Source organism: Acinetobacter sp. LipI_15 (assembly GCF_058242865.1).
The window spans coordinates 2,437,775-2,460,734 of the sequence record NZ_JBZAYN010000001.1 but is presented as its reverse complement, the minus strand read 5'-3'; the positions used below and the strand labels follow the sequence as shown (position 1 = coordinate 2,460,734).

Sequence of the window (22,960 nt, the reverse complement as noted above, 5' to 3'; positions counted from 1 at the left end):
GCTAAGCAAATGACTTAAGCAAAAGATTATTCACCGAGTGCATCAAGGTATTTTTCAGCATCGAGTGCAGCCATACAGCCTGAACCTGCAGAAGTAATGGCTTGACGGTAAATGCTGTCGGCAATATCACCCGCAGCAAATACACCCGGAATAGACGTTTGTGTTGCATTACCCGCAGTTCCGCTTTGAACTTGGATGTAGCCATCACGTAGGTTCAATTGACCATCAAAAATACCGCTGTTTGGTTTGTGACCAATCGCCACAAACATTCCAGTGACATCAACATTTTGAGTTGAATCATCTAGCGTAGATTTAATACGTACAGAAGTCACACCGGTGTTATCGCCAATGACTTCATCCACTTGGTGATTCCAAATAATACTGATTTTACCTTCTTTTTCTTTTGCAAAAAGATGATCTTGCAGAATTTTCTCTGAACGTAAAGTGTCACGACGGTGTACAAGAGTGACATGAGAAGCAATGTTTGAAAGATACAGCGCTTCTTCCACAGCAGTATTACCGCCGCCGACAACCATAACTTTTTGGTTTTTGTAGAAGAACCCGTCACATGTTGCACATGCACTCACGCCTTGACCCATGAAAGCAGCTTCTGATTCAAGACCTAAATATTGTGCAGTTGCACCTGTACAAATAATCAATGCATCACAAGTAAACTCTTCCATATCGCCTTTAAGCACGAACGGACGAACATTGAGATCTACTTCGTTGATATGGTCATACACAATTTCTGTGCCAAAACGTTCAGCATGCGCTTGCATTTGTTCCATTAGGGCAGGGCCTGTTAAACCTTCTGCACCACCTGGCCAGTTGTCTACTTCTGTCGTTGTAGTCAATTGACCGCCTAATTGAATACCTGCGATGAGTGTCGGTTTCAGGTTTGCACGGGCAGCGTATACCGCAGCGCTATAACCTGCAGGACCAGAACCTAAAATAATTAGACGTGAGTGACGAGCGCTCATCCGTAGAATCCTTTTTTTATATGATAATTTGTGGAATTATACGTCAAAGTTTGAAACGATTGTGTGAGATTAAAGTCGATATTATTGATCATCGAAATCGTTTTGAGCTATATAGAATAAAGTTAACAACTATACTTAAATTATCTTGCATCTTTTTTATTGAACAGGTGCATAATAACAGGTTTAGATTCAGCCCATTTTTGTTGTGGGTAATGACAAAAACATTCATGAAGAATTGGTTACAGGAACGTATATGACAGCGGTGTCGGGTGCATATGCACAGCGCTTAATAATGACATTATTCCTTGTTTCATTTGGGATATATCTGTTCCTTGCAACAGTCACATATACGCCATTTGATCCGGGATGGATGCATTTATCCAGTGATACTCAGCAAGTTTCAAATGCCAGCGGCGTCGCAGGTGCATGGATAGCTGACTTACTCTATGGATTTTTAGGTTGGGCAAGTCTGCTGATACCTGTCTATTTATTTCTCGAAGCAATTCAAGTGTGGTGGCCACGTAGTTTTCTAAACCGTCCATTTCGCTATGCCGCTCAGTTCTTTATTTTACTGGCAACTTCAAGTTTACTTTTCCTGTTTTGGAATGTCCCTGAAGATACTTTAGAAAATGCATCGGGCGGGATCATTGGCTATGAACTGGGTCAAAGTCTTGAACAAATATTAACGGTCTATGGTGCAGCAATATTTCTTATTGCATTTTGGATCATGTTGTTCACTTTGGCCTTTGGCATTAAGTGGAATAAGACATGGGCAACCATGAAATCCACACCAGCTTATCTGCAAGATTTGTTCTATCGTAATGTCCCTGAAGGCGATACCGCTTTTGACCGTACAGTGCCAACGACTAAAAAAGAGAGTGCTGCTGCGCATGCATCAAAAGTGGTTGCACCAGTAACACCAGCCGATGAACATCATGCGGTCGATGTCGATCCTGTGGTACGTGATCGCGTCGCTGAACGTTTATTTGATGATATTGCCGATAAAGAATGGGCAGACAAAGAATGGAACGCACAACATTCATCTGCAGTCGACTTGGCAGAGACTGCTACGCCATCTGATGAAGATTTTGAACATACCTTGGCGAAAGTGCATCAGCTTGAACAAGATCAACAACGTGTTGTTGCAACAGGTGAAGTTTGGCGCGCATTACATTCCAATGATGACCAACGTCATAAACAAGATATTGATGCTTTACTCAAAGCTGCGGAAGAAGAGCAGCCTGCCAATCAAACTGAATATTTCAACAAAACAGCAGATGTGCATTCGACTTCTCCGACAGAAGCAGCGCCAGCGGCTAAAAAATCAGTTGATTGGGATGATGATGAAATCTTTGATGAGCTACTTGCGGCTGTTCCAAATAGTAAAACAGCGACGGATGTGCATAGCCCATTTAATACAGCTCAAAATGAAAGTCCAGCAACGCATTCAAATGAATTTGCTACAGGTGCTGCTGCCACAGTTGCAGGTTTAGGTGTAGCTGCTGCACAGATTACACCGCTGACCACACCGAAAAATATCAGTGCTGAAACTGAATTTAATGATCTCGATGATTTGCTGGTTGAAGAAGCAGAGCCAGCGATAGAACAGTCACAGCCAGTTCGTACAACCAGTAGTTATGCGCAATCTACGCCTTTGGTTCGTGCTGAAATTAATACGCAGCCGCAGACTTTTGTATCTGATGATGAAAAAGCCTTAATCAGCTCGAATAAAGATGCTTTCCGTGAAGTGTGGCAAGAAACGGCGGGTAAACCTGAAGACATCGATTTAGATCTCGAAGATGATTTTGACTTTGATGCGCCTTTAACTGATGCTTCTGGTCGTCCAATGTCACGTGCGATGCAAGTGGCACAAAAACGCTTGGATTTACCGACTTTGCCGGGCTTGGAAATCTTAGATCCTGTAGATCCGAACAAGAAAGTCAATTTCACTGCAGAGCAATTGTCTCGCTTGTCTGAACTTTTAGAAATTAAACTGCAAGAGTTTAATGTCAAAGCCAAAGTTGTAGAGGCACAGCCGGGACCAGTCGTAACACGTTTTGAACTTGACTTGGCACCTGGTGTGAAAGCGTCTAAAGTCACCAATATTTCACGTGACTTGGCGCGTTCGATGTCTATGGCTTCTGTACGTGTGGTGGAAGTTATTCCGGGTAAACCGTATATCGGGATTGAAGTCCCAAATAGTTCACGTGAAATGGTTCGTCTTATTGAGCTGTTAGAAACGCCGGCATACCGTGATCCAAATGCCTTACTTAGTATGGCGATGGGTAAAGATATTTCGGGTAATCCTGTCTTGGCCGATTTGGCGAAAGCGCCGCATATGTTGGTGGCAGGTACTACAGGTTCTGGTAAGTCAGTCGCAGTCAATGCCATGTTGCTATCGATGTTGTTGAAATACACACCTGAGCAACTGCGACTCATCATGATTGACCCGAAACAGTTGGAACTTGCCAACTATAACGATATTCCACATTTATTAACGCCTGTTGTAACCGACATGAAAGATGCGGTGAGTGCATTGAACTGGTGTGTCAATGAAATGGAGCGTCGTTATAAGCTGATGTCCTTGATGAAAGTGCGTAAGCTGACTGACTTTAACCGTAAAATTGAAGAAGCAATGGCCAATGGTGAAGATCTGATTGATCCAACTTGGAAGCCAGATGACTCTGCAACCCAAAGTCGTGCGCCACGTTTACAGCCAATGCCGTTGATCGTAATTGTTGCCGACGAATTTGCTGACATGATCATGCAAGTGGGTAAAAAAGCCGAAGAAATGATTACCCGTCTTGCACAAAAATCACGTGCAGCAGGGATTCATTTGCTGTTGGCGACACAGCGTCCAACCGTAGATGTGGTGACGGGTTTGATCAAAGCCAATATTCCAACCCGTGCTGCGTTACGTGTCAACAGTAAACTGGATTCACGTACTATCTTAGATGCTGGTGGTGCGGAAGACTTACTGGGTCATGGTGATATGTTGTTCCTCGGACCGGGTAAAATTGAACCTGAACGAGTACATGGCGCGTTTATTTCAGACGATGAAGTGAACCGTATTTGTGATGCATGGCGAGAGCGCGGTGAACCGAATTATGTCGATGAGATCCTCACGCCTTATGATGAAGAGCCGACATCTCGCGGTTTTGAAGATGGTGATGGTGGATCAGACCGTGATGCGCTGTATGATCAATGTGTTAGTTTCGTTTTGGAAACACGTAAAGCATCGACCTCATCTTTACAGCGTAAATTCAGTCTCGGCTATAACCGTGCTGCACGGATTATTGATCAGATGGAAGAAAATGGCATCGTCAGTGGGATGGGGCCAAATGGTAAACGAGATATTTTGGTCTAAGTCCTAAAACAAAAAACCTGCTTCGGCAGGTTTTTTTATTTTTAGATTGTGAACTCTTCTTGGTAGAACATGGACTGGGCCAGTTCGATAAAGGCTTTACAAGCCGGGCTCATGAGTTTTTGATTTTTTACGGCGAGTCCAATCTGCCGTTGGGTATTTGGAAAGAGTGGACGTTTAACCACATGTGGATGTAGCGCCAACAGCTCAGTAGGCATCGCCATATCCGCAACAATAGCAATCCCTTCCTGTAAATTCACCATGTTTAAAATGGTTAGCAGTTGCGACATTTGATAGGTGATTTTAGGTTGTATGTGGTGTTGTTTAAGCAGTTTTTCCACATGGGACTGGCTGCCTGCGCGGGTCATAATAAAGGGGTAGTTTTGCAGGTCTTGGATATTTAAATGACTGTGTTTGGAAACTGAATAACTATCTGGAATCAAGGCAATGAAAATGTCTTGAATTAGGGGGAAAGTGAACAGCTGCGGCTTAGGGAGTACAGCAAAACCAACATCAATCTGACGTTCAGAAATCCAACGTGACACTTCTGCATCGGTACCTTCTTCGACATAGATTTCAATATGCGGATAGCGCTCCCGATACGCTTTGAGCAGCTCTGGAAGCAGATGAATCGAACTAGAAGAACCAAAAGAGCCAATTCTCAGCGTTCCTTGTTGAATACCATGTGCGGCATGCACTTCTTGTTGCATGATTTGTGCGGTATTGATGACTTCTTTAGCATGCAGTAATAACTGCTGACCAATATGAGTCAGGCTAATTTCGCCTTGTTCACGGCTAAATAAGCTGACATTCCAATGCTGCTCTAAACACTTTAGGGCATGAGAGACAGCTGACTGAGTAATTCCCAGCTGTCGAGCAGCGAGAGTAAAGCTTTGTTGTTCTGCGACTTTAATAAAGATTTCAAGCTGAGAAAATGTCATTGCCATGAGTAATTACTCATTTTGTTATGAGTCTAGATGAGGATTATATTGTGCTACATAAATGGTTAAAGATGAAATAGCTTGTTTATTTCAAGGCGTACAGCATGAATATCGTCGTCGCATTGTTTCCCCTCGTTGCATTAATAGCGATGGGCTATATGCTTAAATACACACAGTTTGTTTAGGATGAATTTTGGGCAAATTCAGAAAAACTCAATTACTACGTTTTATTTCCTGTGCTGCTATTTTTGAATGTATCAGCCGTGCAATTGGATATGAACACTGTTTCACGAATGTTGACAGTACTGGTTGCGGGCACCTGTTTGATCAGCATCGTGTTGTGGGGGATCAAGCAGTTTATGCATATCCCCGTGCAGCGTTTTGGCGTGTATATCCAAAGTCATATTCGTTTTAATACCTATATTGGTTTGTCGCTCATGGGTGCTTTATTTGGCTCCACAGGCATGCAGATGTTTGCCATGTTAATTGCCGTTGCCGTCCCCTTAGTGAATATTATTTCAGTCTTGGCGTTTTCAAATTTAAGTGTGAAGCAATTGGGGCAGACTTGTCAGTCCATCGCAAAAAATCCCTTAATTTTAGGCTGTGTTGCAGGGGTATTGTTTAATTTATCAGGCTTGAGTCTGTTTGAAGGCTTACCTGAACTATTAAAAATCTTGGCAGCCATGAGTTTACCGCTCGGACTACTTTCTGTTGGGGCAGCATTACAGTTTCAGCAAATGCGCGCCGATCTACGTCGTTTAAGTTTAAATACGATAGGGCGTCTCATGTTAATGCCATGTATTGCTTATCTATTGAGTACTTGGATGGGTCTGACTGATTTTGAGCGAATGATTTTAGTGGTCTTTTTTGCTTTGCCAACTGCATCATCGTCTTATATTTTGACACGCTATTATCAAGGTGATTCACAACTGATGGCGGCCATTATTAGTGTACAAACCATTGGTTTTGGCTTGATGTTTCCATTGCTCATGTTGATCGTGCATTAACCATGCTGAAATACTATCACGTTGATTTTAAATCAGATAAAAAAGCCCGCATCATGCGGGCTTTTTTTTGTTACTCGAAATTAAGCAAATTTTGCCAATACTTCGAGGAAACCTGCGCTTTGACGTGGGTATTGAGCAATCACGTCATGAATACGCTGACCTTCAGGATTAGTTGCGTTCACATCACGGCCATCGGCAACGAATTGGGTCAAAAGACGCTCATAGTCATTTGGACGCATATGTTTGAAAGCATGGTAAAGCACGTGAAAGTCGCCATTCACTCCTTCAGGAGGAAGCTGAGTAAGGTAGGCAAATACACGCTCATCTGACCATTCTTCGTTGAACGTTGCTGGCTGAGATAATGCCATCGCAATCTCCTTGCTGGTTTAAAATACAAAAAGGCAAAAATGAGTACGCAAGTAAAATGGTTTTATTCGCCATCTCTAAGTTAAGCGACTCATTTTATGGTTGGATCAAAAGTTATTTTTTTTATCCCGTTTACTCGAAGCAAAGCTTTTGATCTAACACAGGAATAAAACTAATCCAACCCACTCGAAGCAAAGCTTCTCGTCTTGCGGCTGGGTAAAGCAGCGCTTTACTGATCCAGCCTCACATTTTGCCTTGATTCAATTTACTTGGCTAATCAGAATTCAGATTAACGTTCTTCAGGCAAATTGATATTCATTTCAAGCATTTCAATATTCGCTTCAGAACGAACAGACATTTGAATGTGTTGCTCATCTACACCACGAACATAGCGGTTTACCACTTGCATGATTTCTTTTTTCATCATGTCAATCTTGTCTTGGCTAAGGCGTTTACCTAAACCATTTTCAGATGCCACGATGACTTTTAAACGGTCTTTTGCCGTTTGTGCGCTTGACGGTTTCTCGTCGCTGCTAAAAAGTTTGCTCCAAAATCCTGCCATGATTACGCTCCAAATAGACGTGCTAACCAACCCTTAGGTTTTACCGTAATGTGACGGTAAGGGCGCTCTTCACCAAGGAAACGTGCAACAAGGTCATCATACGCTTGGCCAGCCGCTTCTTCTGTAAACAGAATCACTGGTTTACCTTCGTTTGATGCTTGTAGAACGCTTTTACATTCAGGAATAACACCTAAAGTCGGTACGCGTAAAATATCTTTTGAAATGTCATCAATCGTCAACATCTCTTGTTTATCCGCACGTTCTGGATTGAAACGTGTAATACATAGATGCTTACGGATACGACCTTCGTTTTGTTCTACTTTTTTGGTTTTGCTGTCGAGCATACCAATAATACGGTCAGAGTCACGTACCGAAGAAATTTCTGGGTTCGTCACAATGATCGCTTCATCAGCATGATACATTGCTAAAATTGCACCACGTTCGATACCCGCAGGTGAGTCACAAATAATGTAATCGAACTCTTGAGAAAGTTCGTCCATTACACGTGCTACACCTTCATCTGTTAACGCGTCTTTATCACGTGTTTGAGATGCTGGCAGAATGTAGAGATTTTCAATATCTTTATCGCGAATAAGCGCTTGTTGTAATCGAGCTTCGTTATTCAAAACGTTTACAAAGTCATATACAACGCGGCGTTCACAGCCCATGATCAAGTCAAGGTTACGTAAACCCACATCAAAGTCGATCACAACAGTTTTGTGGCCGCGAAGGGCTAAACCTGTTGCAAAAGATGCGCTTGTAGTTGTTTTACCTACGCCACCTTTACCTGATGTTACGACAACAATTTTCGCCACCGAATCCACTCCTGTTATGGTTTAAATCCCCTTTTTTAATTAGGGGTTTGGTGATTATTTATACATTAAAATTGCAAAGCTTCAAATACTAGCTCTTGCTGGTCATTCAAATAAATATGTACTGGCTGTTTGACCACATGAGGTGGAATATCATCAGCGACACAGTAAGTCCCTGCTATTGAAACCAATTCAGCTTCTAATGAATGGCAGAAAATACGTGCAGCCGTGTTCCCACCAGCTCCGGCAATGACTCTACCACGAGCACTACCATAAATATGTATATTTCCTGAAGCAATTACTTCTGAACCACTATTAATCCCAGCATTAATAATGATATCGCCATGGTCTTGGACTAAACATTGACCTGTACGTAAGATTTCATTGTGATACGACGTAGCATGACGAATGGTCGGTACTTCGACTGCAGCAATTTTATCTTCGGTTTTTTCTTCTGCAGGTGCGGGTTCTTCAACCACTTGTTCGCGTGTCGGTTTAACTTGTTGTAGTTTGCGATCCGCAGGAACTACGGGAAATTGGATAGCACGTGCTTGGTCCGATAGCGGACCTTCAGTGACACCAATCGGTTGAATTTCAATACTAATAAGTAGTTGAATCAGTGCAATTAGTTCTTGATCAACCGTACTTTCAATCACGGCTAATGTTCCGGGTGGAAAAGCCTTTTGGAACATTGGAGTAAGTTGCTGGCGGATCGCATCATGATCATTGGTATCGAGGTGAATGCGAATCGCATTGACCATTTTGCCTTTTATCCGTATATCAGCCATATTGAATCCTTGAGACTTCTAACTATTACTTTTGTGCCGAAGTAGTTATGTTGTAAATAGAGCAAATCCTAGAACAATTTGCATGAATACTCTAGCGGAGTTCGCAATTATTTTTGACTAAGTGTTTATTCTGTAGCTTGGTCCTGTTCCTGCATAATCTGCTGCCACTGTTTTACTTTCACTTGCTTACGAATAGCCTCTAGACTTTCAAAAACCGCAGAGCGAACCAACTCATCCAGCTGGACATTATTTTCGATTTCAATACGGCTAACACGCTGTGAAATGTCTAAATATAGATTGGGTTTTTGAGCCGTCGATGTATTGGGATAAGCCAATGGGGAAATTAAACCTTGGGTAATATTTTCACCCAAACGTTGCCCGATACTTTGAATCTGCTGTTCAATGCGGCTGCCAACGATTGGCACTAAGCGCAATAGCTGCGTGAGTTCTGGAGTGTCTTCGATGGCCTGACTGACGATTTGTCCGACATTTTTGGCGATCAATTCACGTTCAGTACGTAGCTCTTTGCTTAAATTTTCTTGCAAAATCTCAGCTAAAACTTGGGTGAACATCTCACGGTGATGCTGCACAAGATTACTAATTAGGTCTTTATGGGTTGTACTGGTATTGAGCTCATGCTTAACACCATCTAACACGGTAAGTACCACACGATCTGACAGTTCTTCCATCACGACTCGATAGTAGAACAATGCCTTTTTCTGCCATGCAGAAGGCACGATTTGATAGCCCATTTCATACAGTCGATAAGCAATAATGCCCGCACGAAATAAACGCAGGAAACGTAAATGCGGCACAATAGCTAAAATTTCGTACCAATGTATAAACGGGAAGAAGAACCAGCGCTGATGGTGCTTGTTGATGATGGCAATCGCCCAGCGCACCAACAGTTCTACAATCAAAAAGATAATGAACCACGCTTCGGTAGTAATCACCCATGGATGTAAATGTTCACGGTAAAAACTCAGCACATCGGGCAGGTGGATACTGTTAAAGAACCAACTGCCAAGATTGCTCATGAGGAAAAAGTTCATGCACAGGCAGAACAAGTTAAAAACAATAATAAACACCATGAATATGTCATAAATCAAAAACAGTTTGAATGACCAACTGTTTGGATTGACATGATGATATTTAGATTTCTTGTTTTGCGGCATGCTGTTCTGCGACATAAAACTTCTTCTTAATTATTCAGTAACTGAGTATTTAGCTTTCATACGAGTAATGAGTTGGTCTTTCTCCGTCCACAGCTCATCTACCCAATGCTGAAATTTTTCACGGAATTCTGCATCATCTTCATAGTTGCCGCCATGCACCCACGTTGGAATTTCAATTTTACGTAAATCCACGGCGATACGCGGAACTTCACCGAGCCAAAATTCGCCATAACCTGGTGCACCATTTGGATAGACGATGGTCATATCTACGAGAGCATCAACTTGATCCCCTAAAATATTGAGTGCCAGTGCTAAACCACCCGCTTTCGGCTTAAGAAGGTTTTGATACGGTGATTGCTGTTGCGCATGTTTTTCAGGGGTGAAGCGAGTGCCTTCCAAATAGTTCAGCAGGGTAAAAGGCTGGCTCAATAACTGTTCACAAGATTTACGCGCTTCTTCCATATCTCGATATTTAAGTTCAGGATTTTTCGCGATTTGTTCTTTGCTATGACGTTTCATCATTGGGAAGCCTAAAATTTTAAAAGCTTGTCCAACAAATGGAATGAAAATGAGTTCCCATTTGGTAAAGAAACGCGTCAGTGGCATACGGGTTAAACCAAAATATTGGTTAACTGTTGTATCGACCCAACTCTGATGGTTACAGGTCATGAGATAGCGACCATGCAAATTTAAGTCGAGGCCTTCATCGATGGTGATATCCCATTTTGTGTTGGGTAAAACGTGATCAATTAACCAGTTATTGACCGTGAGCCAACTGTTGGTAATTTTTATGTTGGTTTCATCAACCTTTTTTGATTTTTTAAAGAGTTTGGTTAGACCAAGGGCTAGTACAGGAGGACCATGGAAAAAAGTACTGCCTGTCATAACTGAACCGACGGTAAGTCCTTTGCTAATTTTTTTTAGTGTCGGTTGCTTATTTGTTTGAGATGACATATAAAAAGTCCTAGCGGAAATTGTCCAAATAATGATTGATTCTAATAAATATAGTTCGAGTTGATTAAATAAAAAAGGGCATCTGCAGAACTGTGAAGAAATTGTGATGGAATTAACAAATAAATCTCGTATTCATATTACAAATTGTAACTAAACGTTTTATTATTAACAAAAAATCAATGGTTCAGCCATTTGTTTTACTTCATCATTTCAACCATACAACAAAACACAAAGAAGGAGGCATGCAATGCGTGCACTAGTAATTTCGGCAGTAGTTGGGGCAATGGCACTTACTGGTTGTCAAAACATGGAATATGACAAAGCAGCAATCGGTACTGGTCTAGGTGCTCTTTTAGGCGCTGGTATTGCTTATTCTAATGCTGATAAAGACAAAATGGGTCAAGCAGCTGCAATTGGTGCTGTAGTTGGTGGTGGTGCAGGTCTTCTTCTTGATAAGAAAGAAAAACGTCTTAAACAAGAATTGGCTGGTACTGGTGTTGACGTAGGTCGTAATCCAGATGGTTCGATCAACCTTGTTATGCCATCAGTAACTTTCGCAACTAACTCTTCAACTATTCAATCTCAGTTCCAATCTGCGTTGAATGATGTTGCTAAAGTATTGCGTGAAGACGGTACTGCAAACAAACTTGCAATCGTTGTACATGGTCACACAGATAACACTGGTACTGATGCGATCAACAACCCACTTTCTCAAAACCGTGCAAACTCAGTGAAAAACTACCTAGCGTCTCAAGGTATTTCTTCAACTCGTATTACTGCACGTGGTTACGGTTCAACTTCTCCAGTAGCGGATAACTCAACTGCTGCAGGTCGTGAACAAAACCGTCGCGTAGAAATCTCAGTTTACGAAACTAAATAAGTTTTAGTTCGAAACGAAAGGCCACCCTCGGGTGGCTTTTTTTATGGCATTTTTAATGACCGATAAAATACATTTTGCATTAGGCAAGATCGTTTCAGATGACTATAATCATCCTCGAATTAATAAGAGGAAAGACTATGTCACTGGCAAGTCAGTTGAACGACAAGCAACTTGAAGCAATGAAATACACTCAAGGACCCTTGTTAGTACTTGCAGGGGCAGGTTCAGGCAAAACATCGGTGATTACCCGTAAAATTGCCTATTTGGTGAAGCATTGTGGTATTCCTGCGCACCGTATCACCGCGATGACCTTTACTAATAAGGCCGCGCGTGAAATGAAAGAGCGTGTGACGAAGCTGATGAGCCGTGAAGAGGCAAAAGGGCTGTCGGTTTCTACATTCCATAACTTCGGGCTAAACATGCTCCGTTTGGAATTAAAAAATACACCGTTAAAAAATAACTTTTCTATTTTAGATGCAGATGACTGCAAACGCATTTTGATGGACTTAATGCATCGCGACAATTTATCCGGTGCAGAAAGTAAAGAGCTGATTGCCAAAGCCATGAAAATGATTTCAGATTGGAAAAACGATCTGATTCCACCTGAGCAAGCGCATACCACTTGTGAAACAGCAGAAGACGTTCAGTTTGCACATCTGTATCAACTGTATGAGCGTAATTTACGTGCCTACAATGCTGTGGATTTTGATGATTTGATTGTCATGCCGACGCGCTTATTACAAGAAAATGCAGAAGTGCGTGATCGTTGGCAGAATCGAATCCGCTATTTATTGGTCGACGAATATCAAGATACCAACACCGCGCAATATATTTTGGTGAAATTACTCGTGGGTGTCATGGGACAGTTCACCGCGGTAGGTGATGATGACCAATCGATTTATGCATGGCGTGGTGCTAAGCCTGAGAATATGGCTTTATTGAAGGAAGATTTCCGTAATCTGAAAGTGATCAAGCTTGAGCAAAACTATCGCTCGACCAGTCGTATTTTAAAAGCTGCCAATACAGTTATTGGCAATAACCCACATATTTTCGATAAAAAGCTTTGGTCAGATAAAGGCCATGGTGAAGTGATCCGCGTGATTACTTGTCGTAATGACGATGATGAATCAGAACGCGTTGTAAAAGACTTGATTACGCACAAGCTGATGAACGGTAAAAATTGGAAAGACTACGCCATTTTATACCGTGGTAATTTCCAAGCACGTGCTTTGGAGACACAGCTACGCCAAATGCAGATCCCGTATAAATTATCGGGTGGTCAGTCTTTCTTCGCTCGTGCTGAAATTAAGGACTTGATGAGCTACTTACGTTTGATCATCAACCCTGAAGATGACAGTGCATTTTTACGAATTATCAATACGCCAAAACGTGCGATTGGTCCTGTGACTTTGGAAAAGCTTGGCTTATTTGCGCAGGAAAGTAATTTATCCTTACTCAGTGCAGCAGGTGACCAGCGCTTAAGCATGGCGATTCCGAAAAAAGCCACAACCCAATTGGCCGAATTTGCGGACTTTATTTCGACCTTTACTCGTGAATTATTAGAAGATGATGAACCTGTTCCGATCATTCGTCGCATGATGATTGAAGCAGGTTATATCGACTATGTTAAAGAATCTGCAGCTACACCTGCGCAGGAAAAAACCAAACTGGATAATATTGAAGTGCTATATAGCAGTATTCAAAGTTTGATAAACCGCGCTGAAGATGTAGATGAAAAGAACATTGAAAGTGTGATTCGTAAAATGGTGCTGCTCGATATGTTAGAACAGCAACAAGAAGAAGAAGACACCGATAAAGTCAATTTGTTAACACTTCATGCGTCGAAAGGTCTGGAATTTCCATTCGTTTATTTGATTGGTCTGGAAGAAGAAATTCTACCGCATAAAAACTCCATTGCTGCCGACACGGTTGAGGAAGAACGTCGACTGATGTACGTAGGGATTACTCGTGCACGTCAAGGCTTAACTATGACTCTAGCAGAGCAACGTAAAGCCGGTGGTCAAATGCGACAAATGACACCAAGCCGTTTCTTGGACGAACTGCCACAAGATGAATTGGAGTGGTTAGGCCGCAAGAAAAAGCTGGCAGGGGATATCGATCCTAAACAGCAAGCACAGCATTATTTAGAAAATTTACGCGCGCTGATTAAGCGTTAAAGCTTAAAGCGTAGAATATTTTATTTATTTTTTGAAATTCGTTTTATTGAAACAGGAATGAACCATGAAAGTTCAAGTTAAAGTTCTCGACACACGTTTAGGTACGGAATGGCCAATGCCAACTTATGCCACAGCAGGTTCGGCAGGTCTTGATCTCCGTGCATGTGTAGAAGAAACCACCGTAATTGAACCGGGTCAAACTGTTCTGGTAAAAACAGGCCTATCGATTTATATCGAAGATACTAACTTTGCAGGTTTAATTCTGCCACGTTCAGGCTTAGGTCATAAACACGGAATCGTGTTGGGTAACTTGGTCGGTTTGATTGACTCAGACTACCAAGGTGAATTGATGGTATCTGTTTGGAACCGTAGCCAAACGGCATTTAGCCTAGAGCCGGGTGAGCGTTTAGCACAATATGTTTTAGTGCCAGTTATACAAGCTCAGTTTGATATTGTAGATGAGTTTGAAGCCACTGAACGAGGAGCAGGCGGTTTTGGTCATACAGGTAAAAACTAATTAGCGCAAGACTTTTGCTCTAGTGTGTTGACAAGTAAATGCCTAAAATCAAGTAGCTAATAAAAAACCATCCTCGTGATGGTTTTTATTTATATCATTTTATTTAAATTTTAATTTATTCAAATTCAAATCTATATTTAGAATATTTTGGATCTTATTAGGATTTTTAATTCTGATGAGTTTACTTGGTTTATATTTTAGGGGTGAGGGTAAAGAATAATCAGAATTTTGTGTATTGGTTTAAATTTGATCGATTTACTATATTTATACACATTTGAATAAATAATCAAAAATATTTGAAAAGTAAAATATTTAAGACTAAATGATAATTTGATATTTTTATTAATGTAAGATATTGATTTAATTTTAAAAATAAATTAGTGGATAAATGCGAGTGTAATTTTTAGATCAGTATTTAAATATTATTAATTGATTGTTTACTAAATTTGTTATAAAAAAGCTACACTTTTTTTCAGGATTTTATCCTTTAATTAAAACTTAAATTCTCAATAGAATTTTAGATTTTTTAATTAATAAAGATGTAATTAGAAGAACATAGTATGGGTTCACTGTTTAGTCACTTTCCGCAACATATTTTTCGTGCATATGACATTCGCGGGAAAATATCGCTCTTAAATGCTGATTTAGTTCAGTCAATTGCTTGTGGCTTAGTCAAACAATATTTAGATGTAGGGCAAAAGAGACTTGCTATTGGCTATGATGCGCGTTTAACCAGTCCAACCTATGCAAAAATAATTCAAAAAGTCTGCCATGAGGCTGGCCTTGAAGCGGAAATTATTGGCTGCTGCTCAAGCCCGATGTTGTATTTTATTGCGGGACAATTTCAAGGCAATGGCATTATGGTGACGGCGAGCCATAATCCTAAATCAGATAATGGTATCAAGTGGATTATCAAAGGTGAGCCACCTTGTCCGGAGATGATTCAACACGTTGCAGTCGAAGCACGAAATTGTTTTTCATCGGAACGTGTGCATTTGATGACTGAACATGAGCCACACGAAATCAAGCCTGAATATTGTTTGGCCTATCAGAAATTTATTTTAAATGACATTCATTTACAGCAACCACTTAAAGTTGTGATCGATGGCATGCATGGTTCAGCTGGGCATTGTGCAGCCTTATTATTAAATAAATTAGGCTGTGAAGTTTTGGCATTACGTTGCCAAGCTGATGGACATTTCCCTGATCATGCTCCAGATCCATCACAGCTCAAACATTTAACTCACCTTCGCCAAGCCATACAGTTGCAAAAGGCTGATATTGGTATTGCTTTAGATGGTGATGGTGATCGTTTAGTACTGATTGATGAAACTGGCAAAGTGGTTTCTGCAGATCGATTATTATGTTTATTTGCTGAAATTTGTTTGACTCAAAAACCACATGCAGAAGTGGTATTTGATGTGAAATGTTCAACGATGATTCGCGATACTGTGTGTGATCTAGAAGCACAGCCTGTCATGATTCGAACGGGCAGTAGTTTCTTGCGAAAATATATTTCCCAATCTAAAGGCAAAGCGGTTTTTGGTGGTGAATACGCAGGGCATTATGTTTTTAATGACGGCCGCGGCGGCGGTTATGACGATGGTCTATATGCTGCCTTAAGGGTCTTAGAATATATTCAAACTCAGGGGCTGACATTATCAGAAGCTTTGGCGAAATATCCGGAGCGCTTTAGTACCGAAGATTTATATGTCAGTACGCATCAGCATGATCCAGCGGAAGTTTTAAAGCAGGTTGAAGCCAATTCTACGCGAATTCCGGCACAAATCAGTAAAATTGATGGAATACGCCTTGATTTTGATGATGGATTTGGCATCATTCGAGCATCGAATACAGGTGAGTATTTCACTTTACGCTTTGATGCCAACTCATCAGCACGCTTAAAAGAAATACGAGATCTGTTTGTTTTCATGTTAGTTGAGCACTATCCAGACATTGCTCATGACATTCCAGATGCTCAATAAGGAGAGGCAAATGCCACATCAACATACTGGCATCGACAAAGCACAAATCCTGACGGAAGCTTTGCCGTATATTCAACGTTTTGCGGGTAAGACGCTGGTAGTGAAGTATGGTGGTAATGCCATGACCGATCCTGAGCTTGAGAGTTCATTTGCACGTGATATCGTATTGCTGAAAACGGTTGGTCTAAATCCGATTGTGGTACATGGCGGTGGTCCACAAGTGGATTCATTCCTCAAACAATTAGGCCGTGAGTCTGATCGTATCGACGGTATGCGCGTGACTGATCCTGCAACGATGGAAGTTGTCGAGATGGTCTTGGGCGGCAGCGTGAACAAATCGATTGTGAACTTAATCAATAAACACGGTGGCCGTGCAATTGGTTTAACCGGTAAAGATGGTAATTTGATCCGTGCGCAAAAATTATTGATGGAAAAAACTGCCGAAGATGGTTCAGTAAAACAGATTGATTTAGGTCTAGTTGGCGAAGTGGTTGGTGTGAAAACTGACGTACTTGAAATGTTTACCCAAAGCGATTTTATTCCTGTGATTGCACCATTAGGTGTAGACGAAGACGGCAATACCTATAACATCAATGCTGACTTGGTTGCAGGTAAAGTGGCGGAAGCATTGGGTGCGGAAAAGCTAATTTTATTGACCAATATCACGGGTGTTTTAGACGAAAATAAAAATCTGCTGACTGGGTTAACCACCCAAGAAGTCGATCGTTTGATTGAAACTGGCGTGATCTATGGCGGCATGATTCCGAAAGTTGGCTGTGCATTAGATGCAGTCAAAGGTGGCGTAATCAGCGCGCATATTGTTGATGGTCGTGTACCTCATGCAACATTACTTGAAATCTTTACAGATCATGGTGTGGGGACTTTAATCACCAATCGAACCAATGTGAAAAAAGCTTAAGATACTTAGCATTTTTTGATATAAAAAAGCCTCTTTTGAGGCTTTTTTATTATTTATCAGTTGGCTAAGTGAGATTTGAAAAGATCAAATAATGTATTTGCCCTGTTGGATTATAAAAACTCTTACAATGGCGCCGATTTTAGATTTACAACAACTAAAACTGTCATGCACAATAGAGAAATCATAGATTTACTGCTGAAATGATCGATATGTGCCAGCTGCTCGGAATGAATTGTGCGACTCCTACCGATATTACTTTTTCGTTTCGGGGATTTTCGCAGCGAGCAGGAATTACCTCAGATCATTGTGATGGCTTTGGTATCGCTTTTTTTGAAGATAAAGCATGTCGTTTATTTGTCGACAATCAATCTGCTGTAGAGTCTCCGATTGCTGAGCTGATCCGAAACTACCCGATTAAATCTCGCAATGTGATTGCACACATTCGTAAAGCGACACAAGGCAAAATTAATCTTGAAAACTCACATCCATTTAGTCGTGAATTGTGGGGCAGACAGTGGATTTTTGCACATAATGGCGACCTACATGGCTTTCAGCCTGAGCTCACGGGGCGCTTCAACCCCGTCGGCAATACCGACAGTGAATTGGCCTTTTGCTATTTGCTCGAGCAAATGGTAAAACGTTTTGGTTATACCGAACCTACACTCGATCAGGTGTTTGATCTGTTATTAGAAATTTCTCCGAAAATTGCAGAACATGGCACCTTTAATTTTTGTTTGTCGAATGGGCAGGCGCTATTTAGTTATGCGATTACCAAGCTGCATTGGTTGGTTCGAGAGTTCCCATTTCAACCTGCACAGTTGATTGATATTGATGTTGAAGTCGATTTTAGTGAAGTCACCACGTCTGAAGACCGTGTTGCCGTGATTACCACTGAACCCCTAACGCAAAACGAAGTTTGGACAGCATTTGAGCCGGGTGAAATGATTTTATTTCAACATGGCCGTCCGATACGTGCTGCAAAGACGGTTGTTGAACGTTTAGAACGTGAGCGGCTGGACCCATCTTTAAAACGCGTCACGCGTGCAGATCAGTATTAATTTTGAATGAAAGATATTCATTATAAAAATGAATATCTTACACTTTATTGAATTAAGGGTATTTTCTAAGATATTGAATTGATTAAAAAATATCTTAGCTTTATGCTCGGGATTAAATAAATTAACATAATAAAAACAATTGATTACAATATAAATGGCAGTATTTCAATTAAAACCAACCTTTTTACTTCATTTTTATTTAAGTCCTTTAATTATATGATGAAATTTACGTGATAAGTCCTTCATATTTATAGGTGGTCGTAATGAAAATGAAATGGGTTCCAGAATACAATACTGGTATCGATGTGATTGACGATCAACACAAACGGATTCTTGACTACATCAATGAAATTGATGGCATTGACGCAAATACAGATCGTGATCGTGTGAAACAAATTCTGGAAAACATTATTGATTACACGCAATCACATTTTACCTTCGAAGAATCTTTACAAGAAGAAGCGGGTTATAAATATCGTGTGCCACATAAACGCGTACATGATTTATTTATTAAAAAAATTGAATCTTACCGTGACCGTTTTGAAATGGGGCATGCGATTGAAAATGAATTACATGAAGTGCTTTCAAAATGGCTGATTAACCATATTCAGCACGATGATGCTGATTATGTCGGTGCGGTTAAAGAAAATATGATGGGTATCATCAAAGAAAAAGAAAAGAAAAAAGGCAAAAATTGGTTTGCACGTTTCTTTTCATAACCTCAAAAAATGAAATAAAAACAATTAAAATCTAATAATATTATTTGCGCAGCAAATCACCTTTAAGGTGATTTGCTTTTTGTTTTTGATTTTCAAGGCACAGCAAGGCAAAATAGCGCTAGAATTTTCAAAGGAATTTGTCATGCAGGACAATGCGATGTCGAAATGGTTATCGCCACTGATGGCGTTCTGTTTATCTTTTATCATTATTGCAACTTTAGCACCGGTAACAGGTATTCAAATTGAACGTCAGCTAGATTTCTGGCTGTTGTGGCTAGGTACAATGCTTATTTTAGCTTTACCGCTATGTTATTTGGAAATTGCTTTAGCAAAACGTTCAAAAACCACAGCAGTTCAAGCACTGTCTTCGCTAACACGTGATGCGGATGCTTCACCCAAATGGCGTGTAGTCGGTTGGCTTGCCGTAGTATTTATTCCATTTTTAGCAGGTGCCATGCTTTCAGCCGCATCGCAATATGTGGCAATTTTTACAGCTAATGGCTTTGCCTATAGCATGATTTTGGCTGTCCTTGCGGTCATTGCATTTGCATTGTCGTTTGTACCACGCCAATTTTTAGTGATTTTGACCGCTATTGGTGTGATTGCTGCAGTAGTCTTAGCGAATGTTATGGGAACTGCCTTACCAGAGTGGAAAATGACTGCGCTCGAATTTAGTGAATGGGGCAATGCAACTGTCTTGGCGCTCGTAGCAAGTGGTTTGGGGATGGGCTTGTACTGGCAGTCAAGTTTACCAGCCGTGAAGCAACAAGAGATTGCAAGCAAAACGGTATTTCCAATTTGGATCGCTCAACTTTTGGCAGTGGTTGCTTTTGCCTTTTTCGCAGCAAAAGCACAAGTACCTGCTTTAGCACTGGTTGTGGGTTTAGTCGCAGCTTCAGCATTGCTGATTCAAATGGCACGTGAACAATTACAACAACGCCAATTGGCCGTAGTGGTGCAATGGGCGATTTTATTGGTTGCGGTTTTTGTATGGGCACTGAGCACTGTTGTTCCAGTATTTAATATTGCCTTATTGATTTGGGGCTTAATTATTTGTCTGATTTATGCGATTTTCGCAGGGTGGATTATGAAGATTAGTCATCTACGTAAGTCAATGAACTTCAGTCATGAAACCTTTTATAATATTTGGCGTATTGCCGTACGTATCGTAGTGCCCTTGTCAATAATATTGGCATTGGTGGCTGTGATTGGGCAGTTATTCTAATGACTGCTCAGTTACAAGTGTGGGTGGCTTATGCAGGCGTTGAACAGCAGATATTAATTCCGCTGAGCTTTAATCCCGGTATGACGGTTGAAGATGCTATTGTGCAAAGTGGCATTCGAAAACAAATGGATTTACCAGAAGTATTAACACTAGGAATCTTCGGGGCGCGTGTAAGCGATTCATCTCAGTTACTTGAAGCAGGTGATCGCGTCGAAATCTATCGTGCGTTAACCATTAATCCGAAAGATATTCGTCGTAATCGTGCCAAGAAAAATCCCGTCGGCCGTTATTGTCGAGGCAATCGTTTCAAGCAATTGTACTTATAAAAAAAACCCCTAAATTTAGGGGGTTATTTTTATCTTAAAGCGACTATAGTGGTGGCGCAGTTAAAATCGCTTCTTTAGAACCTGGTAAGCCCGGTTGAGACTCTGGAATGGTTTCTAAGCCTTCAATTTTTTGAACGATACCGTTTTGGTCAAAGAAGATTTTTAAGTGTTGACCATGTGCAGCAGGAATCTTGGCTTTTTTAGCATATGTTCCTGGGGTATACTTATAAATGTAGTCCCAACGTAACGGATTCATTGGATCGGCAACAGTTGGACTACCTAGCAAAAAGCGAACTTGTTGGTGGCTCATTCCCACTTGAATTTTAGCCGCTTGTGCTTGAGTTAAAGGTGTACCTTGTGGAATATCAACTTTATAAACGCCCAAGGTTGAACAGCCTACGAGCAATGAAGTGACGAATAACGTCAGCATGATTTTTTGCATTTTGCTAAACTATCCCAAATTAATTATGATGCATTTGATCCAAGGATAGATCATACTGCATCTACACTTTGTTGCATATTCCAACTTTAATTTTGTTGAGAGACCTTTTTTCATGCCTATTTCAAATCAAGATTTACGTAAAGCTGGACTTAAAGTTACACTTCCACGAATTAAAATATTGGAATTGCTTGAAAATTCAAGACAACATCACTTAAGTGCAGAAGATATTTATAAGACTTTACTTGAACAGGGTGAAGATGTGGGTTTAGCAACTGTGTATCGCGTGTTAACACAGTTTGAAGCTGCAGGTATTATTCAACGCCATCATTTTGAAAACAATCATTCTGTTTTTGAGATTATGCAAGAAGATCACCATGACCATATTGTGTGTCAAAACTGCAATAAAGTGGTGGAATTTACTAATGATGTGATTGAGCATGAGCAACATCAAGTGGCAGAAAAATTTGGTTTCCAACTTACAGGTCACTCATTAAATCTTTATGGCTATTGTGATGCGCCTGAATGCCAAGAAGCATATCGCAAAAAATAATCCGATACGGATGAGAATGAATAAAAAACAGACTTCATGTGAAGTCTGTTTTTTATTTCCGAAAGCGTTTAAGCAAAATTAATGTTGACCATCAAAGGTAATATTTGAATTTGCACGCAGTAAATGCTCACCGCCTTCTTCAGACAATTTAATTTGTAGACGTAGGTCGTTCGGTGAATCGGCATGTTTGAGCGCATCTTTGTAGCTAATTTGCTTGGCTTTATAAAGGTCATATAAGGCTTGGTCAAAGGTTTGCATACCTAGTTCACGAGAACGCTTCATCAGGTCTTTAATTTCATGCACTTCACCCTTACGGATTAAGTCTGAAATTAAAGGTGAGTTGATCAAAATCTCAATGGCAGCACGACGTGAATTACCATCAATGGTTGGAATCAACTGCTGCGCAACCATTGCTTTTAAGTTCAAAGACAAGTCCATGAACAGTTGACTATGACGATCCGCTTCAAAGAAGTGAATGATACGATCGATGGCCTGGTTGGCGTTGTTGGCATGCAGTGTTGCAAAAACCAAGTGACCGGTTTCAGCAAAGGCAATCGCATAGTCCATGGTTTCACGTGAACGAATCTCACCAATCAGAATCACGTCAGGTGCTTGACGTAGCGTATTCTTTAAGGCAACTTCGAAAGAGTCGGTATCAATACCCACTTCACGTTGGGTAATGATACAGCCTCGGTGTTGGTGTACAAATTCAATCGGGTCTTCAATTGTAATGATATGACCTTTGCTATTTTCATTACGATAGCCAATCAAAGATGCCAAAGAGGTTGATTTACCTGTACCCGTTGCACCTACGAAAATGATAATGCCACGCTTGGTCATCGCTAATTCTTTTAAAATCGGCGGTAATTTCAACTCATCCATCGTTGGAATAACGGTTTCGATACGACGCAGAACCATACCTGGCTGGTCACGTTGTTGAAAGGCGCTGACACGAAAACGAGCAGATTTACTGGTATTACTAATGGCAAAGTTACATTCGCGCGTATCGGCAAATTCCTTACGCTGTTTGTCAGACATAATCGAATGTAAGATTTGACCGACAGTCGGGCCCGGTAACTTAGTCGAGCCAATTGGCAAAATTTGCCCATTGATTTTAATCGAGGGTTCAACATCGGCTGTAATAAACAAATCCGATGCTTTTTTCTCCACCATATAATCAAGTAAGCCGTTAAAATCCATAACGATCGCCCCA

Annotated in this window: 22 protein-coding genes; 12 read left to right on the top strand and 10 right to left on the bottom strand. The window is 40.8% G+C overall.

Annotated features, from left to right (window positions below):
- Positions 1-26: 26 nt before the first annotated feature.
- Positions 27-980, bottom strand: coding sequence for a thioredoxin-disulfide reductase (gene trxB / locus AC4CU0_RS11620; protein WP_180026552.1), 954 nt, complete (start codon positions 978-980; stop codon positions 27-29).
- A gap of 253 nt (positions 981-1,233) precedes the next feature.
- Between trxB and AC4CU0_RS11615 the strand changes: the two genes are divergently transcribed.
- Positions 1,234-4,347 (top strand): DNA translocase FtsK, encoded by a 3,114-nt coding sequence (locus AC4CU0_RS11615; protein ID WP_490743184.1) that lies wholly within the window; start codon positions 1,234-1,236, stop codon positions 4,345-4,347.
- A gap of 41 nt (positions 4,348-4,388) precedes the next feature.
- On the opposite strand, the gene AC4CU0_RS11610 is transcribed toward AC4CU0_RS11615, so the two are convergent.
- Positions 4,389-5,285 (bottom strand): LysR family transcriptional regulator, encoded by an 897-nt coding sequence (locus tag AC4CU0_RS11610; protein ID WP_490743500.1) that lies wholly within the window; start codon positions 5,283-5,285, stop codon positions 4,389-4,391.
- A gap of 275 nt (positions 5,286-5,560) precedes the next feature.
- On the opposite strand from AC4CU0_RS11610, the gene AC4CU0_RS11605 reads away from it, so the two are divergent.
- Positions 5,561-6,292 (top strand): AEC family transporter, encoded by a 732-nt coding sequence (locus AC4CU0_RS11605; RefSeq protein ID WP_490747084.1) that lies wholly within the window; start codon positions 5,561-5,563, stop codon positions 6,290-6,292.
- 80 nt (positions 6,293-6,372) lie between these two features.
- On the opposite strand, the gene AC4CU0_RS11600 is transcribed toward AC4CU0_RS11605, so the two are convergent.
- The 6 genes from AC4CU0_RS11600 to yihG all read right to left on the bottom strand — a co-directional run bounded on the left by AC4CU0_RS11600 (position 6,373) and on the right by yihG (position 10,949).
- The gene (locus tag AC4CU0_RS11600; RefSeq protein WP_067766167.1) at positions 6,373-6,660 is read right to left on the bottom strand and encodes a PA4642 family protein; all 288 of its coding nucleotides are present in this window, start codon (positions 6,658-6,660) and stop codon (positions 6,373-6,375) included.
- 287 nt (positions 6,661-6,947) lie between these two features.
- Positions 6,948-7,220 carry a cell division topological specificity factor MinE gene (minE, locus tag AC4CU0_RS11595; protein ID WP_078190039.1) on the bottom strand — a complete coding sequence of 91 codons (273 nt, stop codon included), beginning with the start codon at positions 7,218-7,220 and terminating at the stop codon, positions 6,948-6,950.
- Between the two features lie 2 nt (positions 7,221-7,222).
- The gene (minD, locus tag AC4CU0_RS11590; RefSeq protein WP_067670152.1) at positions 7,223-8,035 is read right to left on the bottom strand and encodes a septum site-determining protein MinD; all 813 of its coding nucleotides are present in this window, start codon (positions 8,033-8,035) and stop codon (positions 7,223-7,225) included.
- Positions 8,036-8,100: 65 nt separating this feature from the next.
- Positions 8,101-8,820 carry a septum site-determining protein MinC gene (gene minC / locus AC4CU0_RS11585; protein ID WP_078193110.1) on the bottom strand — a complete coding sequence of 240 codons (720 nt, stop codon included), beginning with the start codon at positions 8,818-8,820 and terminating at the stop codon, positions 8,101-8,103.
- Between the two features lie 125 nt (positions 8,821-8,945).
- A complete protein-coding gene (locus tag AC4CU0_RS11580) occupies positions 8,946-10,010 on the bottom strand; it encodes a preprotein translocase subunit SecA (protein WP_373683471.1) in 1,065 nt (354 codons plus the stop codon).
- 15 nt (positions 10,011-10,025) lie between these two features.
- Positions 10,026-10,949 (bottom strand): 1-acylglycerol-3-phosphate O-acyltransferase, YihG family, encoded by a 924-nt coding sequence (gene yihG, locus AC4CU0_RS11575; RefSeq protein WP_180063877.1) that lies wholly within the window; start codon positions 10,947-10,949, stop codon positions 10,026-10,028.
- A gap of 247 nt (positions 10,950-11,196) precedes the next feature.
- Here yihG and AC4CU0_RS11570 point away from each other — a divergent pair, with 247 nt between their 5' ends.
- The 9 genes from AC4CU0_RS11570 to AC4CU0_RS11530 all read left to right on the top strand — a co-directional run bounded on the left by AC4CU0_RS11570 (position 11,197) and on the right by AC4CU0_RS11530 (position 20,755).
- A complete protein-coding gene (locus AC4CU0_RS11570; protein WP_078193108.1) occupies positions 11,197-11,829 on the top strand; it encodes a YiaD family glycine zipper/OmpA-like lipoprotein in 633 nt (210 codons plus the stop codon).
- A 137-nt stretch (positions 11,830-11,966) separates the two neighbouring features.
- Positions 11,967-14,006, top strand: a complete 2,040-nt coding sequence (locus AC4CU0_RS11565; RefSeq protein ID WP_078193107.1) for a UvrD-helicase domain-containing protein — start codon at positions 11,967-11,969, stop codon at positions 14,004-14,006.
- A 64-nt stretch (positions 14,007-14,070) separates the two neighbouring features.
- On the top strand, positions 14,071-14,523 hold the full coding sequence (gene dut / locus AC4CU0_RS11560) for a dUTP diphosphatase (protein WP_490743182.1): 453 nt from the start codon (positions 14,071-14,073) through the stop codon (positions 14,521-14,523).
- Positions 14,524-15,083: 560 nt separating this feature from the next.
- Positions 15,084-16,508, top strand: a complete 1,425-nt coding sequence (locus AC4CU0_RS11555) for a phosphomannomutase/phosphoglucomutase (RefSeq protein WP_490743181.1) — start codon at positions 15,084-15,086, stop codon at positions 16,506-16,508.
- A gap of 10 nt (positions 16,509-16,518) precedes the next feature.
- A complete protein-coding gene (gene argB / locus AC4CU0_RS11550) occupies positions 16,519-17,427 on the top strand; it encodes an acetylglutamate kinase (RefSeq protein ID WP_078190033.1) in 909 nt (302 codons plus the stop codon).
- Positions 17,428-17,636: 209 nt separating this feature from the next.
- A complete protein-coding gene (locus AC4CU0_RS11545; protein WP_490743499.1) occupies positions 17,637-18,485 on the top strand; it encodes a class II glutamine amidotransferase in 849 nt (282 codons plus the stop codon).
- A 263-nt stretch (positions 18,486-18,748) separates the two neighbouring features.
- Complete coding sequence (locus tag AC4CU0_RS11540; RefSeq protein ID WP_078190032.1) at positions 18,749-19,204, top strand: bacteriohemerythrin; 456 nt, start codon at positions 18,749-18,751, stop codon at positions 19,202-19,204.
- A gap of 142 nt (positions 19,205-19,346) precedes the next feature.
- Positions 19,347-20,429 carry a hypothetical protein gene (locus tag AC4CU0_RS11535; RefSeq protein WP_180022273.1) on the top strand — a complete coding sequence of 361 codons (1,083 nt, stop codon included), beginning with the start codon at positions 19,347-19,349 and terminating at the stop codon, positions 20,427-20,429.
- On the top strand, positions 20,429-20,755 hold the full coding sequence (locus AC4CU0_RS11530; RefSeq protein WP_490743180.1) for an RnfH family protein: 327 nt from the start codon (positions 20,429-20,431) through the stop codon (positions 20,753-20,755). Before AC4CU0_RS11535 ends, AC4CU0_RS11530 begins: the two co-directional genes overlap by 1 nt.
- Positions 20,756-20,798: 43 nt before the next feature.
- Here AC4CU0_RS11530 and AC4CU0_RS11525 read toward each other — a convergent pair whose 3' ends face one another.
- Entirely contained in the window at positions 20,799-21,197 is a 399-nt protein-coding gene (locus AC4CU0_RS11525) for an outer membrane protein assembly factor BamE (protein WP_078193102.1), read from the bottom strand.
- Positions 21,198-21,309: 112 nt separating this feature from the next.
- Between AC4CU0_RS11525 and fur the strand changes: the two genes are divergently transcribed.
- Positions 21,310-21,747: a ferric iron uptake transcriptional regulator gene (gene fur / locus AC4CU0_RS11520; protein ID WP_078193101.1), complete on the top strand. Its 438-nt coding sequence runs from the start codon at positions 21,310-21,312 to the stop codon at positions 21,745-21,747.
- A gap of 78 nt (positions 21,748-21,825) precedes the next feature.
- Here the strand turns inward: fur and AC4CU0_RS11515 are convergent, their stop codons facing one another.
- Positions 21,826-22,947: a PilT/PilU family type 4a pilus ATPase gene (locus tag AC4CU0_RS11515; protein ID WP_168379063.1), complete on the bottom strand. Its 1,122-nt coding sequence runs from the start codon at positions 22,945-22,947 to the stop codon at positions 21,826-21,828.
- Between the last annotated feature and the right edge of the window lie 13 nt (positions 22,948-22,960).

What these genes read in the sequence shown, in the direction of transcription:
- AC4CU0_RS11600 (WP_067766167.1), bottom strand. Translation starts at nt 6,660, where the DNA reads ATGGCATTATCTCAGCCAGCAACGTTCAACGAAGAATGGTCAGATGAG.
- AC4CU0_RS11565 (WP_078193107.1), top strand. Translation starts at nt 11,967, where the DNA reads ATGTCACTGGCAAGTCAGTTGAACGACAAGCAACTTGAAGCAATGAAA.
- dut (WP_490743182.1), top strand. Translation starts at nt 14,071, where the DNA reads ATGAAAGTTCAAGTTAAAGTTCTCGACACACGTTTAGGTACGGAATGG.
- AC4CU0_RS11525 (WP_078193102.1), bottom strand. Translation starts at nt 21,197, where the DNA reads ATGCAAAAAATCATGCTGACGTTATTCGTCACTTCATTGCTCGTAGGC.
- minE (WP_078190039.1), bottom strand. Translation starts at nt 7,220, where the DNA reads ATGGCAGGATTTTGGAGCAAACTTTTTAGCAGCGACGAGAAACCGTCA.
- argB (WP_078190033.1), top strand. Translation starts at nt 16,519, where the DNA reads ATGCCACATCAACATACTGGCATCGACAAAGCACAAATCCTGACGGAA.
- AC4CU0_RS11515 (WP_168379063.1), bottom strand. Translation starts at nt 22,947, where the DNA reads ATGGATTTTAACGGCTTACTTGATTATATGGTGGAGAAAAAAGCATCG.
- fur (WP_078193101.1), top strand. Translation starts at nt 21,310, where the DNA reads ATGCCTATTTCAAATCAAGATTTACGTAAAGCTGGACTTAAAGTTACA.
- AC4CU0_RS11610 (WP_490743500.1), bottom strand. Translation starts at nt 5,285, where the DNA reads ATGACATTTTCTCAGCTTGAAATCTTTATTAAAGTCGCAGAACAACAA.
- yihG (WP_180063877.1), bottom strand. Translation starts at nt 10,949, where the DNA reads ATGTCATCTCAAACAAATAAGCAACCGACACTAAAAAAAATTAGCAAA.
- trxB (WP_180026552.1), bottom strand. Translation starts at nt 980, where the DNA reads ATGAGCGCTCGTCACTCACGTCTAATTATTTTAGGTTCTGGTCCTGCA.
- AC4CU0_RS11605 (WP_490747084.1), top strand. Translation starts at nt 5,561, where the DNA reads ATGAACACTGTTTCACGAATGTTGACAGTACTGGTTGCGGGCACCTGT.
- minC (WP_078193110.1), bottom strand. Translation starts at nt 8,820, where the DNA reads ATGGCTGATATACGGATAAAAGGCAAAATGGTCAATGCGATTCGCATT.
- AC4CU0_RS11615 (WP_490743184.1), top strand. Translation starts at nt 1,234, where the DNA reads ATGACAGCGGTGTCGGGTGCATATGCACAGCGCTTAATAATGACATTA.
- AC4CU0_RS11570 (WP_078193108.1), top strand. Translation starts at nt 11,197, where the DNA reads ATGCGTGCACTAGTAATTTCGGCAGTAGTTGGGGCAATGGCACTTACT.
- AC4CU0_RS11540 (WP_078190032.1), top strand. Translation starts at nt 18,749, where the DNA reads ATGAAAATGAAATGGGTTCCAGAATACAATACTGGTATCGATGTGATT.
- AC4CU0_RS11555 (WP_490743181.1), top strand. Translation starts at nt 15,084, where the DNA reads ATGGGTTCACTGTTTAGTCACTTTCCGCAACATATTTTTCGTGCATAT.
- AC4CU0_RS11545 (WP_490743499.1), top strand. Translation starts at nt 17,637, where the DNA reads ATGTGCCAGCTGCTCGGAATGAATTGTGCGACTCCTACCGATATTACT.
- AC4CU0_RS11580 (WP_373683471.1), bottom strand. Translation starts at nt 10,010, where the DNA reads ATGTCGCAGAACAGCATGCCGCAAAACAAGAAATCTAAATATCATCAT.
- AC4CU0_RS11535 (WP_180022273.1), top strand. Translation starts at nt 19,347, where the DNA reads ATGCAGGACAATGCGATGTCGAAATGGTTATCGCCACTGATGGCGTTC.
- AC4CU0_RS11530 (WP_490743180.1), top strand. Translation starts at nt 20,429, where the DNA reads ATGACTGCTCAGTTACAAGTGTGGGTGGCTTATGCAGGCGTTGAACAG.